This is a genomic window from Mesorhizobium sp. U510 (assembly GCF_059180695.1).
The window spans coordinates 2,351,517-2,367,676 of the sequence record NZ_CP180532.1; the positions used below are offsets into that span (position 1 = coordinate 2,351,517).

Below are 16,160 nucleotides of genomic sequence, written 5' to 3' on the forward strand. Positions count from 1 at the left end.
GCTTTACCAGCTGTCACATCCCGGCAAGCGGGGCATCGGCCGCGCCCTAATCGCAGCTGTATCCGATTGCAAACGTGTCAGGGCTTATCTGCCGCAGGCGTGGCAGGTCCCCCCATAATCGTCATTCCCCGCCTGAGGCCACCGAGATGAAGCTCTTCCTCCCGTTAGAATGAACGTTCGAAACGGAGGATGCCGCCGACACTGCTCTTTTTGTTGGCATTAGCCCAGCTAATGGAAGGGTCGACCTTGCCGACGGCGAAGTCGCCGTAGCGGTCATAGTCGAGTTCGGCTGTAATTGTGAAATCTGCAAGAAACGCATAGGCAACGTTTGCAGCGACTCCATAGTTCCTGAGCTGATCACCCGAGAGCTGAAGATTCAACGAAGTTGTCTCATTGAGCTTGTAAGTGGCGCCGGCCCAGAAAGCCCAGTTACCGCCCCAACTTTTGTAGAACCCGCGACCATGAGCGTCGATTGCGTTAGTGACGTCATCGTTGAGCTTGTCGCTGGAGCCATAGCCGAACATTCCGAATAGCGAGAGTTGGTCGGTAACATCGACGTCGATGCGGACCTTGCCGGCGACCGATTCGTAGTTGCTATCATAAGCGACAACGCCGGTGATCGCGCCCCAGTGTTGTGTGTATTTCACTCCGCCGACTAGGTGCGGAACGTAGCTGTCGATGGTGCCGACCAGGCCCGAGCCTTCTTCGAGTGAAACCACAGCCGAAAAGCCGTTACCGGCGTCAAAGTAGTACTGAACCACATTAGTATCGAAGGCGCCGTACGGGATAAGCATCTGATTGAGCACGTCGCCCGCGTAGCCAATAAACATGTCGAAGGCGGACCAGTCCTTGCCAACTCGGAGGCCACCAAGCTGAACCCAGGCGAAAGTCAACGTGATGCCTTGGCTGAAGGCATAGTATCGAGGACTGTCCGAACCGGAATAGGCGGTGTGCTTGCCGTAGTTCATCCGGGTCTCGATGTAGGTCTGCAATGTACCGAGTTCGGTCTCTTGCCCGGTCCAAGTTTTGAATGTGAAACGCGTGTGGTTTTGCCATATGCCCTGGGCCTCGCCAGTCTTCACATCCGTGGTTCTAGCTTTGTCATACGATACGACATCGCCGAGGCCGATGTCGTAACGGATATAGCCGCCGATGCGCAGGCAGGTCTCGGTGCCGGGGATGTAGTAGTAACCAGCGCCGTAAACGTCGCAGATCTTGACGTATTCAACGGGCTCAGGCTCGGCCAGGACGATGGCGTCGGCGGCTCGGGCACAGGAAACGGCGATCAGGGCCGCAGCTGAGCCGAGCAGGAGGCTCCTGATGTTCATTCTTGATCTCCGTTCAAATATTGAAGAACGGGACGTCAACGAACGAGCCAGCCCTTCCTGTCCCCACAATCGAAAACGATGCACATCGCGCTGCGCCTATCGCAGTGTGACACACGGATCATAATAATTATTCAACAACAGGGGCGATGAAGCTGAATCATACTTTAACACGATAAGTTGTTGTTCTCATATCACCTGCTTGAAATGCCCGGGGAGGAATCAAACACTTCCGAGTCGATCGCCATGATTATCTCCGATAGCTGCGGGCGTACCGTCACAACGGCTTCGAAAATCACCCCGCAAATGACGTGCCAATTTCACGACCAAGCTACGATTGACACTCAAGTTTGCCGTCGGACCTTGGTTTGCGTTTCCTTTTTTGCTCTGAGGGTCAAGCTGAGCACGAAACGCAAATGTTTCGGACATGGTTCGTCTGTTCGCTTCGCGACAGTATCGTTCAATGGCGATAGCGAATTCGCTCGATTGTCAGTTGCGAGCGATGCTTGAGTTGCGCTTCACTCCGGCGCTTTGCCGGGCCACAGGAGCGCGATTTGTCGGTGATCATGCGCCTGGCGTAGCGCTACTTTCTAAATTGGTTCATCGGGCTTGCAGCCTTGGCAGGGGCGGACCTGGACGGTCTCCTCAAGCACAATTCCCCCTCTGACAGACGGTGCGCCACGGCCAAGGCCTCGTGCCGGCAATTAATACGACGAACTCATCGAGATGCCAGGTATCGCTACGTGACGCCGTCTTACGCACCAGCCGGCGAGCAAAAGTCTGGTCCCAACGCCGAATCGACTGGTCGGATGTGGCATGCTGCGTTCCATCGGACGCTGAAGGGAGGGGATAGGATAGGATAGGATAGTAAAACCAAACGGTGTGCGGGAAAGTCTTGACGGGAAACCCATGGCGCTTGTCCCTGACCAGCGCGTGCTCATACCATCGCTGTCCAGCCAAGGCTGAATGGGGCTATCGCTGCGAAATAATCGGGCCCAAAGCGGACCGGACTGATATAGCGCAAAGACACAGGAGAGCGCAGTGGTCAGGATGGAAGGCAACAACATGGGACGGTAACTGTTGCAGACCACAAAACATCGCGAAGCCCGCCTGCCTTGGTACACCATCTATCCGACTGTCGCGGAGTTCTCTGGGGCGGTCGGCGCCGACGCTTATGAGGAATGGCTCAGGAACCTACCGGCTAACGATCCGGCGTCACTCTACTTGCACGTTCCGTTCTGCCGATCAAAGTGCTGGTATTGCGGCTTCCCCACCACCATCACCCGCTATGATGCGCCGATCGTTAATTATCTGGCGGCGCTGCGTGACGAGATACGTTTGGTCTCGGAGCACGCGCCGCAGGCGCTGCCCGTGAGCGATGTGCATTTCGGCGGCGGAACGCCAACTCTCATGGGGCCAGTTGAGTTCCTCGCCCTGACGGAATTCCTGCGCCGCCACTTTGCGCTTGCGGAAACAGCTACGATCGCCGTCGAGATCGATCCACGCACGTTCACGGCCGATATGGCCGAAGCCTTGCAAGCAGCCGGCGTGAACCGCGCGAGCCTCGGCGTGCAGAGCTTCGATCCCATTGTTCAAAAAGCGATCAACCGGGTCCAGAGTGAGGCGCAGACGGCGGCTGCCGTCGAAATGCTGCGTCGGCATGGAGTGACAAGCATCAACTTCGACCTCATCTTTGGTCTCCCGCATCAAACGGTGCAGTCTTGCGTCGAGACCACGAGGGCGGCGGTCGCCATGCGCCCCAACCGGCTTGCGGTGTTCGGCTACTCGCACATTCCGTCCTTTATTAAGAATCAGCGCCTCATCGAGGAGGCATCGCTTCCGGGCAGCGCTGCCCGCGCCGAACAGGATGCGGCCATTGCCGTGACGCTGATTGCCGCCGGCTACCGAGAGATCGGGCTCGACCATTTCGCCTTGCCGGACGACGATCTCGCGCTGGCACAGAAAACCGGTCGCCTGCGGCGCAACTCGCTGGGCTACTCGGCCGACACCTGCAAAACCCTGATCGGTTTCGGCGCGTCGGCTATCGGGCGTGTCGGCGAGGGCTACGTCCAGAACGAGGTTACACGGGATTCCTACTGCCGGCACATCGCAGCTGGCCGTCTGGCGACGTCAAAGGGCTACCGTCTCACCGACGAAGACCGCGCGCGAGCCGCAATCATCGAGCGACTAATGTGCGATCTCGAGGCCGATGTGCCGGCAATCTGTGCCGCCCACGGATCTGATCCGATCCATTTTCTCGATTCAGCTGAACGCTTGGCGATGCTTGCCAAGGACGGGATTGTGGACATCGAAAAGGGTTTTGTCCGCGTACGGCGGCAGCATCGCTTTGCGATGCGCGTTGTCGCTGCCGCATTCGACGCTTTTCTCGACCGGGTTGCCCGCTGAGTCAGCCAACCAAGTGTGAGGAGGCCAAGGCGACGCCGAAGCGAAATTTGACGCCCATGCGGTTTCCTTTCTTCGAGGTCAGGATTTCACAGCCGTCGCCGGCCTAGCAGGCCTCAAGCGGCTTCCCGCCCTCGAAGAAAGCCACGGTGTCGCCATCGATCGTGATCCGCTCGAATTGGTGCGATAGCCGATCTCGTAGTAGGCGCGTACTCATCTGCGCTCTGGTCGCCGCTCTCCGCCTTATAAGCCATGACTGGATCGAGCGTTCCATCGTCAGGAAGGGATAGACCAACTGCCAATCCCGGACCCAAATTCGACAGGGCGCGCTGCTTGATCTGGTCGTCCTCAAATGTAGATCGGCTGGACCGCGGGATCGTGGCTATATGCGTGATCTTTCTCAGCTGCTTGATCGTTGATCTTGCCGCTCCCGCCGACGGCCACGATGTGGAAGGGCTTGCCCTCCACGGCGATCTCGCCGTTCCTGGTGAACGATCCCGCCGACACGATATAGGGCTTGAGGGTCGGTCACGACGATGTTGTCCCCTGCCGCGGCGATGCACAGCCGTGCCCGTCCATCGAATAGAGGTCGTGAGCTTGAGCGAGTTGGCGATCTTGCCAGCCACGAAGCTTGGCGTTCTGGTGACGCTCAACAAGGCGACCGCAGCAATGGAACGTGCTGCCAGAGAAGCCGAATCCGTTGAGGCGGGCGGCAAGCTGCGGCCGCGCGTGCAAATCTGTAGGGTCAGGGAACTATTGAAGGGCAGAAAGCCCACGCTTCCATCTGTCTATGACATTATCTCTGCCGCTGCCGCCCGGCAGGTGGCCGCCGCGGTTGCCAACGCGACAGGAAATACGGGACCCGCCGTCCTTCAAATATTCCATCGCCGGCAGCGGACAGAAAGCCACGAACGATCAGTCGCCGACACCTGTGAACAAGCCGTGTGCGACATTGCAATCATCCATTTATTGGCTCAACTGCCCACATGGCCGTGAATGAACTGGATTTGTTGGTTTTCCAGATGGCAGTGGAAAGCGTCCGCTCACTCTGCTTGAGCTTCAATGATAAAGCGGCGGAGATAGCCGCGAGGAGCCGCGGAAACCTACTTTTCGATGTGCGGATCGATGATGACGCCGAGGTCCAACGGCTCGCAGCCATCCGATATCGAGGCGGGCAGATTGGTGTGCTGGCGTTGGACAGACAAGGCCTTATTAGCCGCTACTGCGTCGTCGACGGTACCTTCTCCCGCATCATTGCACCGTTGGAGAATTGGACCAGCATGCCGGTGTCAATGCAGGCCAAAATCGATGTCACTCACTATGCCGGCCTCTTCCTAGGCGCGTTGCGAAATGCCGGTCATATGCTTGGCAACTAGCGCTGGCGGAACGCATCTGTGGATCTTTGCATCCGCCTGGGCGTTTGATCCGGCGGCTCATCGAGGTTCTGCAGCGCGCGGATGTGCCACGGCCGGGGTGATAGCCGCCTCTGCCCAACAGATCGCCGGCGAGGGCTTGTCGGACAATGAATGTCGTCAATTCACCGTCCGAGAAATGGTGTCTTGCTCACAAGAAGCACAGCGAATTGAGACTGAAACGCAGTCCAGCTGGGAAACCCAGCGCGAAGGCCGGAAGGTAACTTATCTGCGATAGAGGCAACGGGAAGGCCCCTTCCACTTATAAGGCAGCGCCCAATATGTCGGTACTCGCCTGAGGAATTCCCATGGCGGGCAGGGCTACCTCGCGATCCGATCTCGATAGGCTTGTTGTACCTCAGACCGGACTCGATGTTCAGAATTTCCTCAGCGGCTTGCCCGCACGCCACCGCCGCTCCCCGACCACGTGCTCACGATAGGCACGACCGATATGAGTCCCCTCCGACTTAGCAGTCCTCGGGAATGCGCGAATATTGATACACCTCGAAGGAGAGCGACGGCGCGCCAAACAGCCTCTCATCGCACCAAGTCGTACATAGGGCGCATTCCTGTTCCGGCCGTCCCGGGCGATGCTCGATCCATCTCTCCAGAACAGCGGAGCAAGCCAGTGACGCCCACGAAGCTTCTGATTGGGCAGATCGCCATTGTGTTCGCCATCGTTCTCCTCGGCGTGTGGGCTGCCACGCAATGGTGCGCTCATATGCTAGCCTTTCAGGAACAACTCGGCGCGCCATGGTTTGTCGCGGCTGGCTGGCCGATCTACGAGCCGTGGAAACTGTTGGAATGGTGGTTCCAATTCGATGCCTATGCGCCCGAGGTATTCGACAAGGCGGGCATGCTTGCGGGCACCAGTGGATTCATGGGCTGTGCCGCTGCGATCGCTGGTTCCCTCTGGCGCGCGCGCCAGCGCGGCTTGGTCACCACCTATGGCTCCTCTCGATGGGCGGCGACGCGGGAGATCGAGAAAGCAGGGCTGTTTCAGCCGGCAGGCGTCTTCCTCGGCAAACTGAAGGACCGGTATCTGCGTCATGACGGGCCTGAGCACGTCATGGCCTTTGCGCCGACACGTTCCGGCAAGGGCGTCGGACTGGTTGTCCCAACCCTTCTCTCCTGGTCCGGCTCGGCCGTCATTCACGACATCAAAGGCGAGAACTGGCAGCTGAGCTCCGGCTGGCGGTCGAGGTTCTCGCATTGCCTTTTATTCAATCCGACTGATCCGCGATCGGCCCGCTACAACCCGCTGCTGGAGGTACGCAAAGGTTCGGACGAGATTCGCGATGTCCAAAACATCGCCGACATTCTCGTCGATCCGGAAGGCGCGCTGGAGCGGCGGAATCATTGGGAGAAGACCAGTCATTCACTCCTGGTCGGCGCTATCTTGCACGTGCTCTACGCCGAAGAGGAAAAGACTCTTGCCCGCGTCGCCACCTTTCTGTCGGACCCGCAACGCTCGTTTGCCGCGACTTTGCGGCGAATGATGACGACCAACCATCTCGGCGCGGCCAATAAGCCTCAGGTCCATCCCGTCGTGGCCTCGGCGGCACGAGAGGTGTTGAACAAATCGGAGAACGAACGTTCAGGCGTCCTCTCGACCGCCATGTCTTTTCTCGGCCTCTACCGTGATCCGACCGTGGCGGCGGTAACATCGGACTGCGACTGGCGCATTGCCGATCTGATGGATGCGGAGTGGCCGATGTCGCTCTATCTGGTCGTGCCGCCATCGGACATCTCGCGCACCAAGCCCTTGGTGCGACTGATCCTGAACCAGATCGGCAGGCGGCTGACGGAGCGCCTCGAGGGTGACCCAAAGAAGAGCCGCAAGCATCAACTGCTCATGATGCTGGATGAGTTTCCGGCGCTCGGTCGCCTCGACTTCTTTGAGACCGCGCTCGCGTTTATGGCCGGTTACGGAATTCGTGCCTACTTGATCGCGCAATCGTTGAACCAGATCTCCAAAGCGTATGGCGACAACAACGCCATTCTGGACAACTGCCATTTGCGAATTGCCTTTTCCTCCAATGATGAGCGCACGGCCAAGCGAATCTCGGACGCGCTTGGCACGGCCACGGAACTCAGATCCATGCGCAACTATGCGGGCCACCGGCTGGCACCTTGGCTCTCGCATGTCATGGTGAGCCGCCAGGAAACCGCCCGCCCGCTGCTGACACCGGGCGAGGTGATGCAATTGCCGCCCGCGGACGAACTGGTGCTGGTTTCGGGATTGCCCCCCATCCGGGCCAAAAAGCTGCGATACTATGAGGATCACAATTTCACCGAGCGGGTGCTGCCTTCGCCGGTGTTGCGCGACGGACCCTACGCGGACTGCCCGATGTCGCGGCCGGACGATTGGACTGGGCAAGTACGCGGCGTCGACCGTCGTCTTGCGTCCGACGATGAAAGCGCTGGCGCCGCGCTTGCGGACGAGGGAGGTGTTCAGCAGCAGCGCCATCCTGGCCTACCCGAAGAACATACCGCCGTCACCCAGGAACCGGACCAGGACGATCTGTCCAGACCCGCAGACGATGATAGCGAGGCGATGGCGGACAAGCGCGTCATGGACCGGATCTCCACCGTCGCAGGTGCCTATGGCATCAACGAGGGAAGGGGCGATGATAAGGATATCGTCCCCGGCTTCTGAACGCTTTCCGCAGCTCGAGCGTATCTCAGCGTAGATAACGGCCGTAAGCAATTTTGGGCATCTCGATAATGCTTGTTCCGCCGCCGGCCCGCCAGCGCCGGCCAGTTGGAACAAGCGCATGAAGCCCCACCGCATTCGTCACCAGTTTCTGCTCGAACCGGAATTGAGCGAGAAGCTGGACAACCTCAGCCGCGATCCCTCGACCACAAAATCCGCGGTCGTCGCGAAGGCCGTAGAAGCTTTCATCGAGCGGCGTGGCGAGAATGAACTCGATCGGCGCTATGGCATGAGGCTGGACCGTCTTTCCCGCGAGCTCAGTCACGTCAGGCGCGATGTCGACATGACATTGGAAAGCTTGGCGCTCTTCATCCGCTTTTCGATCACGCTTCATGCCCACACGCCTGTTCCGGACAAGGCGACGCAGGCGATTGCCCAGGAGCGTTTCGACAAATTCGTCGAGCAGGTCGGTCGCCAGATCGCATCGGGGAAACGCTCGCTTGGCAAAGACAATGGCGGAGGAGGGGAAGGATGAGCGCTCATCCAGAGGCCGACCACCGACGCCGCGCCATGCTGCGCACCGCCATGGGTCCGACGATCACTGAGGCGCTGGCCGATCCATTGGTCATCGAGGTGATGGTCAATCCCGATGGCGCGCTGCGGCTCGACCGGCTGGGAGAAGGCCGAATCGATACGGCCGTGCATATGCATCCTTCCGAGGCGGAACGCATCATCCGCCTGGTCGCTTCCCACGTGCGTGCCGAGGCGCATGCGGACAATCCGATTGTCAGCGCCGAATTGCCGTCGGGCGAACGCTTCGAGGGACTGCTGCCGCCTGTCGTGCTGGCGCCTTGCTTTGCCATCCGCAAACCAGCCGCAAAGCTCTACACGCTGGCCAACTATGTTGCCGATCGCATCATGTTGCCGCTGCAGGCCGATGCGTTGATAAAGGCAGTCCGAGAACGGCGCAACATCCTTGTCGCCGGAGGCACGTCGTCGGGTAAGACGACGCTTGCCAATGCGCTGCTGGCCGAAGTCGCCGAATGCGACGAGCGAGTGATCCTCATCGAGGACACCCGCGAACTGCAATGCGCAGCAAAGGACTGCGTTGCCCTGAGAACCAGGCGGGGCTCGGTCACACTCGCCGATCTCGTGCGCTCGACGCTCCGGCTCCGCCCCGACCGCATCATCGTCGGTGAAGTCAGGGGCGCGGAAGCGCTGGACATGCTCAAGGCATGGAACACCGGGCACCCCGGCGGCATCGCCACGGTTCATGCCAATTCGGCGCGCTCTGCCCTCTATCGCATCGAGCAGCTTGCACAGGAAGCTGTCGTCACCGTGCCGCGCCGCCTCATCGCCGATGCCATCGATCTCATCGTCTTCATCGCGGGGCGCGGCTCGTCGCGCCGCATCGATGCAATCGCTGAGGTCACAGGTCTCGACGGCAGCGGCGACTACGCCGTCACCCCACTCACGCCTCCGCAACTCCAGCAACTCTGAAAGGCCCCCTTATGCGCAAGAAGCTCCGCTTTCTATCGTTTGCCGCGCTCGCGTTTCTTCTCACAGTTCCGGCGCACGCTGCCGGCTCCGGCATGCCTTGGGAACAGCCGCTGCAGCAGATCCTGGAATCGGTGCAGGGACCGGTCGCCAAAATCGTCGCGGTGATCATCATCATCACCACCGGCCTGACCCTTGCCTTCGGCGATACTGCAGGCGGTTTCCGCCGGCTGATTCAGATCGTCTTCGGCCTGTCGATCGCCTTCGCCGCATCGAGCTTCTTCCTCTCGTTCTTCTCCTTCGGCGGCGGGGCGCTCGTCTGATGGCCGCCGGAGTGCAACATATCGAGGGCTTCGAGGTTCCCGTTCACCGGGCATTGACTGAACCGATCCTGCTTGGCGGCGCGCCGCGGGCGGTGGCGATCCTCAACGGCACGGTGGCTGCGGCCATCGGACTAGGCTTGCAGCAATGGATTGCCGGGCTAGTGCTCTGGCTTAGCGGCCACACGCTCGCGGTCTTTGCCGCAAGGCGCGATCCCGACTTTGCCAGCGTGCTTGTCCGTCACCTTCGCCTGAGGGGATGGCTCGCATGCTGAACCTTTCGGAATATCGCGGCAAGGCCGACCGGCTTGCCGACCATCTGCCCTGGGCAGCACTGGTGGGGCCCGGCATCGTGCTCAACAAGGACGGCAGCGTTCAGCGGACTCTTCGGTTTCGCGGGCCCGATCTGGAAAGCTCGACCGAAGCCGAACTCATCGGCATCTGCGCCCGGGCCAACAATGCGCTTAGACGCCTTGGCTCCGGCTGGACATTGTTTTTCGAGGCGGAGCGCATCGAAGCGCTGGGCTATCCGTCCTCGCGTTTCCCGGACGCGGCGTCATGGCTGGTTGATGAAGAACGGCGTGCTGCCTTCGAAGGCAAGGTCGCGCATTTCGAGAGCCGCTATCACCTGACCTTGCTGTCCATGCCGCCACCGGACGCCCAGGCGCGGGCGGAAAGCGCGCTCGTCGACTCGCATCATTCAGAAGGCGAAAGAGACTGGCGCCAGGAGATGGCGCGGTTCCGTGACGAGACCGACCGTGTGCTGGATCTTCTGTCGGGCTTCATGCCCGAAGTGCGTCCGCTCGATGACGCCGAGACGCTGACATACCTGCACGACACGATCTCGACCCGCCGCCATCCGGTCGCCGTGCCGGAAACGCCAATGTATCTGGACGGCATCCTGGTCGATGTGCCGCTTACCGGCGGCTTGGAGCCGATGCTGGGTGAGCAACATCTTCGCACACTTACCATCCTCGGCTTTCCGAACCTCACCCGGCCCGGAATCCTCGATGCCCTCAATCATCAGGATTTCGCCTATCGCTGGATGACGCGCTTCATTCCGCTCGGCAAGACCGAGGCCACCAAGACGCTGACCCGCTTGCGCCGGCAGTGGTTTGCCAAGCGCAAATCGATCGTCGCAATCCTGCGCGAGGTTGTAAGCAACGAACCCGTTCCGCTCGTCGACAGCGACGCCGACAATAAGGCGCTCGACGCCGATGAAGCACTTCAGGCGTTGGGCGGCGATCATGTCGGCTTCGGGTATCTCACTGCAACGGTGACGGTATGGGACGAGGATCGCCAAGCCGCCGCTGAGAAACTTCGCGCGGTCGAGCGCATCATCAATGGGCTCGGGTTCACCACCATCCGCGAAAGCGTCAATGCGGTCGAAGCCTGGCTCGGCTCGCTGCCGGGTCATGTCTATGCCAACGTTCGTCAGCCGCTCGTTCACACGCTGAACCTTGCCCATCTCATGCCGCTTTCCTCGGTGTGGGCCGGTCCTGCGGCGAACGAGCATCTGGCTGAAGTCACTGGACGAGAGGCCCCGCCGCTCCTCATCGCCGAAACCAGCGGGTCGAGTCCGTTCCGGCTTTCTTCCCATGTCGAAGATGTCGGCCACATGCTGATCGTTGGACCGACCGGCGCCGGAAAATCGGTGCTGCTTGCCCTGATCGCCCTGCAGTTTCGTCGCTATGCCGGCGCGCAGGTCTATGTCTTCGACAAAGGCAATTCGGCGCGCGCGGCAACGCTCGCCATGGGTGGAGAGCATCATGTCTTGGGTTCGGACGGTGCGCTTGCCTTCCAGCCACTGCGCAATATCGGTAATCAGGGTAGGCGCAGCTGGGCAGCTGAATGGATCGCCGGCCTGATTGCCCATGAGAACGTCACCCTCACGCCGGAGGTGAAGGAGGCGATCTGGTCGGCGCTCAACAGCCTCGCCACCGCGCCGGCGCAGGAGCGCACGCTGACCGGTCTGTCGGTCCTGCTTCAGTCCAATGCACTGAAGTCCGCCTTAATGCCCTACACGCTCGACGGTCCCTTCGGCCGATTGCTCGATGCCGACGACGATCGGCTGGCCTTGTCGGATGTGCAGTGCTTCGAGACCGAGGAGCTGATGCATAGCCAAAGCGCTGTGCTGCCTGTGCTCACCTATCTCTTCCATCGCCTTGAGGAGCGGTTCGACGGGCGACCGACGCTGCTCATGCTCGATGAGGCCTGGGTCTATCTCGACAATCCGCTTTTTGCTGCCCGCATCCGCGAATGGCTGAAGGTGCTGCGAAAGAAGAACGTATCGGTGATCTTCGCCACGCAGTCGCTTGCCGACATCGCCGGCTCTGCAATAGCGCCGGCGATCATCGAGAGCTGCCCACAGCGCATTTTTCTTCCCAATGATCGTGCCGTGGAACCGCAGGCACGGACTGCCTATGAGCGCTTCGGTCTCAACGACCGGCAGATTGAACTGATCGCCCGGGCCACGCCGAAGCGGCACTACTATTTGCAGTCGCGCTGCGGCAACCGTCTCTTCGAGCTCGGGCTCGGCCCCATCGCGCTTGCACTTTGCGGCGCCTCGGGTCCAGCCGCGCAAAGCCTGATCGACAGGGTCCTGTCCAAGCACGGGCAGGACAGCTTTGTCTTTCGCTTCCTCGGCGCCCGCAGCCTGGATTGGGCGGCCGAGCTTCTCCAGCAATTCCCTCAACCAACCAAGGAGCAATCGTCATGATGCGGCGCCGCTTTCTCTCGGGCCTGATCACCCTTTCGTTGATCGCCAAGCCGATGGCCGACTACGTGCAGCCGGCCTACGCGCTCATCGTGTTCGATCCGTCGAACTACGCACAGAACGTGCTCACGGCGGCGCGCTCGCTGGAGCAGATCAACAACCAGATCCAGTCGCTCCAGAACCAGGCGACCGTGCTGCAGAACATGGCACGCAATCTTCAGAGTCTGGATTTTTCTTCCGTGGGTCAGCTTACCGGCTCGCTCCAACGGATCGACGGTCTGATGGACCAGGCAAGTGGCCTGAGCTTTGATCTCAACAAGCTTCAGGACCAGTGGCGTAATCAATATCCGGAAAGCTACGACGCCACGATCAAGGTCAGCGATGTGGCGAGCGCCGCACGTGACCGCTGGCAAAGCGCAATGCAGGCATTCCGTCAGACCCTGGGTGTTCAGTCGCAGATCGTCGAGAATGTTCGAGGTGATGGCGACCTGCTTGCCGATCTCGTCAACCGCAGCCAAGGCGCGGCCGGTGCGCTTCAGGCAAGTCAGGCCACTAACCAGCTCCTTGCGCTTTCGACCAAGCAGCAGATGCAGATCCAGACGCTGCTCGCAACGCAGTTCCGCGCTGAGGCCGAGGATGCGGCGCGCAAGGCGCAGTCCGAGGAGGCCGCGCGCGAGACGACAAAGCGCTTCCTCGGCACAGGCAGGGCCTATCCCGGCAACTGATCACCAATCTCTTGACGACGAGGAAGGCGGCATGAACGACCTTGGGGTCATTGATCGCTTCATGGAGACCTTCATCCGCTACATCGATAGCGGGTTCGGTCTGCTCTCGGGCGATGTCGCCTTCCTTACCACGACCCTGATCGGCATCGACGTCACACTTGCCGGCCTCGCCTGGGCATTCGGCGGCGAACCCAACATATTCGGCCGGCTCATCCGCAAAGTGCTCTATGTCGGCGTCTTTGCCTTCATCTTGAATAACTTCAAGAACCTCGCCGACATCATTTATCGGTCTTTTGCCGGTCTCGGCATCAATGCGTCATCCGGCAACCTATCTGCCGACAATCTCCTGCATCCGGGCCGCATTGCCGCAACCGGTTTCGAGGGCGCCTGGCCGCTTCTCGATCAGGCAAGCCAGCTTCTCGGCTTCCCAGAAATCTTCGGCAACGCGCTCACCATCTTCGTGCTGCTCGTGGCCTGGTTCCTGGTCATCATCGCCTTCTTCATCCTCTCCATCCAACTCTTCATCACCATCCTCGAATTCAAACTCACCACTCTGGCCGGATTCATTCTTGTGCCCTTCGCGCTTTGGAACCGGTCAGCGTTTCTCGCCGAGCGCGTGCTCGGCAATGTCATCTCGTCGGGCATCAAGGTGATGGTGTTGGCCGTCATTATCGGCATCGGCTCCACGCTCTTTGGCGAGTTCGCTTCCGCGCTGCAAGGCAAGGAGCCGGATCTGGCCGCCGCCATGTCACAGGTCCTGGGCGCCTTGGCGCTCCTTGGTCTCGGCATTTTCGGACCTGGGATAGCCTCCGGTCTTGTCTCGGGCGCGCCGCAGCTTGGCGCGGGCGCCGCACTTGGAACCACGGCAGCCGCAGCCGGTGCATCGCTCGTTGCCGCAGGCGCAGCATTTGCCGGCGCGCGCACGGCAACCGGCAGCGGTCTCGCCGCACTCCGTGCCGGCACGACCATGGGGTCGGCGGCTTTCACGGCCTGGCAGATGGGGCGCGCAACATCGCCCGAGTCCGGCCTGTCCGGTGTAGCTGCTGGAATGCATGGTGTGACCAGCGCCGCCGGCGGCGCCGCAATGCGGGCGGCACGATCTGCCGCAGGAGGCTTCGGGCGCAGCGTTGATGCCGGGCGCGAAGCTGCCTGGACCGCGACCGGTGGTGCGCCGACCGCATCCATGACCGGAAGCCCTACTGGTCCGGTCGCTGATGCCGCGCCCGGCTGGGCCAGGCGCCTGCGTTCCGAACAGACAGCCCGTGCCCACCGTCACACCGCCATGCAGGCCGTCCGTGAAGGCGACAGGCCGGGAGGCAGCGCCAATCCCTCTCTCAACGACAAGGACGACTAAATGCTATTCAAGCGACCCATTCAACGTTACGGCAAGACGCCCGAGCCGGTCACGCCGTATCAGAAGGCCGCGCAGCTCTGGGACGAGCGCATAGGCTCATCTCGAGTGCAGGCCCGCAACTGGCGGTTCATGGCTCTTGGCTGTCTGACCTTGGCGGCCGGACTTTCCGGCGGACTCGTGTGGCAGTCGATGCAGAGCCGCGTCGTGCCTTACGTCGTCGAGGTCGACGGCTTCGGCGAGGCACGCGCCGTTGCGCCGGCAATCCGGGACTACGAGCCCTCCGATGCCCAGATCGCGTGGCATCTCGGCCGCTTCATTCAGAATGTCCGTTCCGTTTCCACCGATCCGGTGCTGGTGCGGCAGAACTGGCTTTCGGCCTATGACTTCGCCACCGACCGCGCGGCGCTCTTTCTCAACGAGTACGCCAAGGCGAACGATCCTTTCGGCCAGATCGGCACACGCAGCGTGTCGGTGCAAGTGACCAGCGTGGTCAGGGCTTCCGACAGCTCGTTCCAGGTCAAATGGGCCGAGCAGGTTTTTGAGCGCGGCAGCCTTGCCAGCACGACGCGCTGGACCGCGATCCTCACCATCGTGATCCGCCCGCCAAGCAATACTGACCAACTGCGCAACAACCCGCTCGGCGTCTTCATCAATGCGATCGACTGGTCGCGCGAGCTCGACAGTGCTGCGCCGACGTCCGTTTCCCCAAAAGGAGTCCACCAATGAAGAATAGAATGTCGTCGGTCCGTGCCGTGCTGATCCTGTCGGCCTCTACAGCAGTCCTCTCCGCCTGCGCGTCGAAGCCGGTACCGCCGCCTGAGATTTCCTATGATGCTGCCGATTTCAAACCAGCCGCAATCGAGAAGCCGCCGGAGAAGCCGGTCAAGATAGTCGAAGTGCCAAAGCCGCTGCCGTTGCCAGGTCAGCTACAGCCCGATCCGGGCAGGGTGGCCGATGACAAGCGCTCTCCTGAAGAACGGGTCTCCGATGCCAATAAAGCAGCGACGCAGCAACCCACCAGGTATGGGTACGTGAATGCGGTTCAGGTCTATCCATTCGCCGATGGCGCACTCTATCAGCTCTATGCCGCGCCGGAGCGCGTTACCGATATCGCACTCCAGCCGGGCGAGAAGCTAACAGCCGTGTCGGCCGGCGACACGGTGCGTTGGGTGATCGGCGATACCGTCAGCGGCACCGGTGACAATCAGCGCACCCATGTGCTGGTAAAACCCTTCGCGCCGGGACTTAACACAAATCTGGTGATCACCACGGAACGACGCACCTACCATTTGCAGCTTCAAAGCACCGAGAAGACCTCAATGGCGGCGATCTCCTGGACCTATAGCGAGGACCAGATCATCGCGCTACGCCAGCGCAACGCCCAAGCCGAGGCTGCCATGCCGGTGGCGTCGAATGTGGCGCTCGAGAATATCCGCTTTCGGTATTCAATCACCGGCGACACACCACCCTGGAGGCCGACGCGCGCTTTCGACGATGGCAGCAAGGTCTATATCGAATTCCCCCGTCGCATTGATCAGGGTGAAGCGCCTCCTCTCTTCATCGTCGGTGCCGATGGGGACAGCCAGCTCGTCAATTATCGCATGCGCGGCAACTACTACATCGTCGATCGCCTCTTTGGCGCTGCAGAACTGCGTCTAGGCAGCAAGCAGCAGCAGGTGGTGCGCATCACCAGGACTGACGGCCGGCAACCGCCGCGGCGGATTCCGCTCTTTGCGCGGCCCAGCAGGTGAG

Annotated in this window: 14 protein-coding genes; 13 read left to right on the forward strand and 1 reads right to left on the reverse strand. The window is 60.9% G+C overall.

Going from position 1 to position 16,160, the window contains the following annotated elements:
• Window positions 1-164: 164 nt before the first annotated feature.
• Window positions 165-1,328: a porin gene (locus ACLGL5_RS13185; protein ID WP_069091247.1), complete on the reverse strand. Its 1,164-nt coding sequence runs from the start codon at window positions 1,326-1,328 to the stop codon at window positions 165-167.
• A 1,077-nt stretch (window positions 1,329-2,405) separates the two neighbouring features.
• Here ACLGL5_RS13185 and hemN point away from each other — a divergent pair.
• The 13 genes from hemN (at window position 2,406) to trbG (ending at window position 16,159) form a co-directional block, all read left to right on the forward strand.
• The gene (hemN, locus tag ACLGL5_RS13190; protein ID WP_069091248.1) at window positions 2,406-3,731 is read left to right on the forward strand and encodes an oxygen-independent coproporphyrinogen III oxidase; all 1,326 of its coding nucleotides are present in this window, start codon (window positions 2,406-2,408) and stop codon (window positions 3,729-3,731) included.
• Between the two features lie 594 nt (window positions 3,732-4,325).
• Entirely contained in the window at window positions 4,326-4,724 is a 399-nt protein-coding gene (locus ACLGL5_RS13195; RefSeq protein WP_167434262.1) for a hypothetical protein, read from the forward strand.
• The gene (locus ACLGL5_RS13200) at window positions 4,715-5,104 is read left to right on the forward strand and encodes a hypothetical protein (protein ID WP_069091249.1); all 390 of its coding nucleotides are present in this window, start codon (window positions 4,715-4,717) and stop codon (window positions 5,102-5,104) included. Before ACLGL5_RS13195 ends, ACLGL5_RS13200 begins: the two co-directional genes overlap by 10 nt.
• A gap of 664 nt (window positions 5,105-5,768) precedes the next feature.
• Window positions 5,769-7,799, forward strand: a complete 2,031-nt coding sequence (locus tag ACLGL5_RS13205) for a conjugal transfer protein TraG (RefSeq protein ID WP_006329207.1) — start codon at window positions 5,769-5,771, stop codon at window positions 7,797-7,799.
• A gap of 118 nt (window positions 7,800-7,917) precedes the next feature.
• Window positions 7,918-8,331, forward strand: a complete 414-nt coding sequence (locus ACLGL5_RS13210) for a CopG family transcriptional regulator (RefSeq protein ID WP_069091250.1) — start codon at window positions 7,918-7,920, stop codon at window positions 8,329-8,331.
• Entirely contained in the window at window positions 8,328-9,296 is a 969-nt protein-coding gene (gene trbB, locus ACLGL5_RS13215) for a P-type conjugative transfer ATPase TrbB (RefSeq protein WP_069091251.1), read from the forward strand. Before ACLGL5_RS13210 ends, trbB begins: the two co-directional genes overlap by 4 nt.
• A gap of 11 nt (window positions 9,297-9,307) precedes the next feature.
• Window positions 9,308-9,616 (forward strand): TrbC/VirB2 family type IV secretion system protein, encoded by a 309-nt coding sequence (locus ACLGL5_RS13220; RefSeq protein WP_010914020.1) that lies wholly within the window; start codon window positions 9,308-9,310, stop codon window positions 9,614-9,616.
• Window positions 9,616-9,888 carry a VirB3 family type IV secretion system protein gene (locus ACLGL5_RS13225; RefSeq protein WP_069091252.1) on the forward strand — a complete coding sequence of 91 codons (273 nt, stop codon included), beginning with the start codon at window positions 9,616-9,618 and terminating at the stop codon, window positions 9,886-9,888. Before ACLGL5_RS13220 ends, ACLGL5_RS13225 begins: the two co-directional genes overlap by 1 nt.
• Window positions 9,882-12,332 carry a conjugal transfer protein TrbE gene (gene trbE, locus ACLGL5_RS13230; RefSeq protein ID WP_069091253.1) on the forward strand — a complete coding sequence of 817 codons (2,451 nt, stop codon included), beginning with the start codon at window positions 9,882-9,884 and terminating at the stop codon, window positions 12,330-12,332. Before ACLGL5_RS13225 ends, trbE begins: the two co-directional genes overlap by 7 nt.
• Entirely contained in the window at window positions 12,329-13,054 is a 726-nt protein-coding gene (trbJ, locus tag ACLGL5_RS13235) for a P-type conjugative transfer protein TrbJ (protein ID WP_069091254.1), read from the forward strand. Before trbE ends, trbJ begins: the two co-directional genes overlap by 4 nt.
• A gap of 31 nt (window positions 13,055-13,085) precedes the next feature.
• Window positions 13,086-14,408, forward strand: coding sequence for a P-type conjugative transfer protein TrbL (gene trbL / locus ACLGL5_RS13240; protein WP_069091255.1), 1,323 nt, complete (start codon window positions 13,086-13,088; stop codon window positions 14,406-14,408).
• Window positions 14,409-15,134 (forward strand): conjugal transfer protein TrbF, encoded by a 726-nt coding sequence (gene trbF, locus ACLGL5_RS13245; RefSeq protein ID WP_010914023.1) that lies wholly within the window; start codon window positions 14,409-14,411, stop codon window positions 15,132-15,134.
• Window positions 15,131-16,159: a P-type conjugative transfer protein TrbG gene (gene trbG / locus ACLGL5_RS13250; protein ID WP_069091256.1), complete on the forward strand. Its 1,029-nt coding sequence runs from the start codon at window positions 15,131-15,133 to the stop codon at window positions 16,157-16,159. The genes trbF and trbG overlap by 4 nt, the downstream gene beginning before the upstream one ends.
• The last annotated feature ends 1 nt before the right edge of the window (window position 16,160 follow it).

Excerpts from the sequence above, each read along its gene's own strand:
- ACLGL5_RS13185 (WP_069091247.1), bottom strand. The coding sequence starts at position 1,328 with ATGAACATCAGGAGCCTCCTGCTCGGCTCAGCTGCGGCCCTGATCGCC.
- ACLGL5_RS13200 (WP_069091249.1), top strand. The coding sequence starts at position 4,715 with ATGGCCGTGAATGAACTGGATTTGTTGGTTTTCCAGATGGCAGTGGAA.
- ACLGL5_RS13210 (WP_069091250.1), top strand. The coding sequence starts at position 7,918 with ATGAAGCCCCACCGCATTCGTCACCAGTTTCTGCTCGAACCGGAATTG.
- trbB (WP_069091251.1), top strand. The coding sequence starts at position 8,328 with ATGAGCGCTCATCCAGAGGCCGACCACCGACGCCGCGCCATGCTGCGC.
- ACLGL5_RS13220 (WP_010914020.1), top strand. The coding sequence starts at position 9,308 with ATGCGCAAGAAGCTCCGCTTTCTATCGTTTGCCGCGCTCGCGTTTCTT.
- ACLGL5_RS13225 (WP_069091252.1), top strand. The coding sequence starts at position 9,616 with ATGGCCGCCGGAGTGCAACATATCGAGGGCTTCGAGGTTCCCGTTCAC.
- trbE (WP_069091253.1), top strand. The coding sequence starts at position 9,882 with ATGCTGAACCTTTCGGAATATCGCGGCAAGGCCGACCGGCTTGCCGAC.
- trbJ (WP_069091254.1), top strand. The coding sequence starts at position 12,329 with ATGATGCGGCGCCGCTTTCTCTCGGGCCTGATCACCCTTTCGTTGATC.
- trbL (WP_069091255.1), top strand. The coding sequence starts at position 13,086 with ATGAACGACCTTGGGGTCATTGATCGCTTCATGGAGACCTTCATCCGC.
- trbF (WP_010914023.1), top strand. The coding sequence starts at position 14,409 with ATGCTATTCAAGCGACCCATTCAACGTTACGGCAAGACGCCCGAGCCG.
- trbG (WP_069091256.1), top strand. The coding sequence starts at position 15,131 with ATGAAGAATAGAATGTCGTCGGTCCGTGCCGTGCTGATCCTGTCGGCC.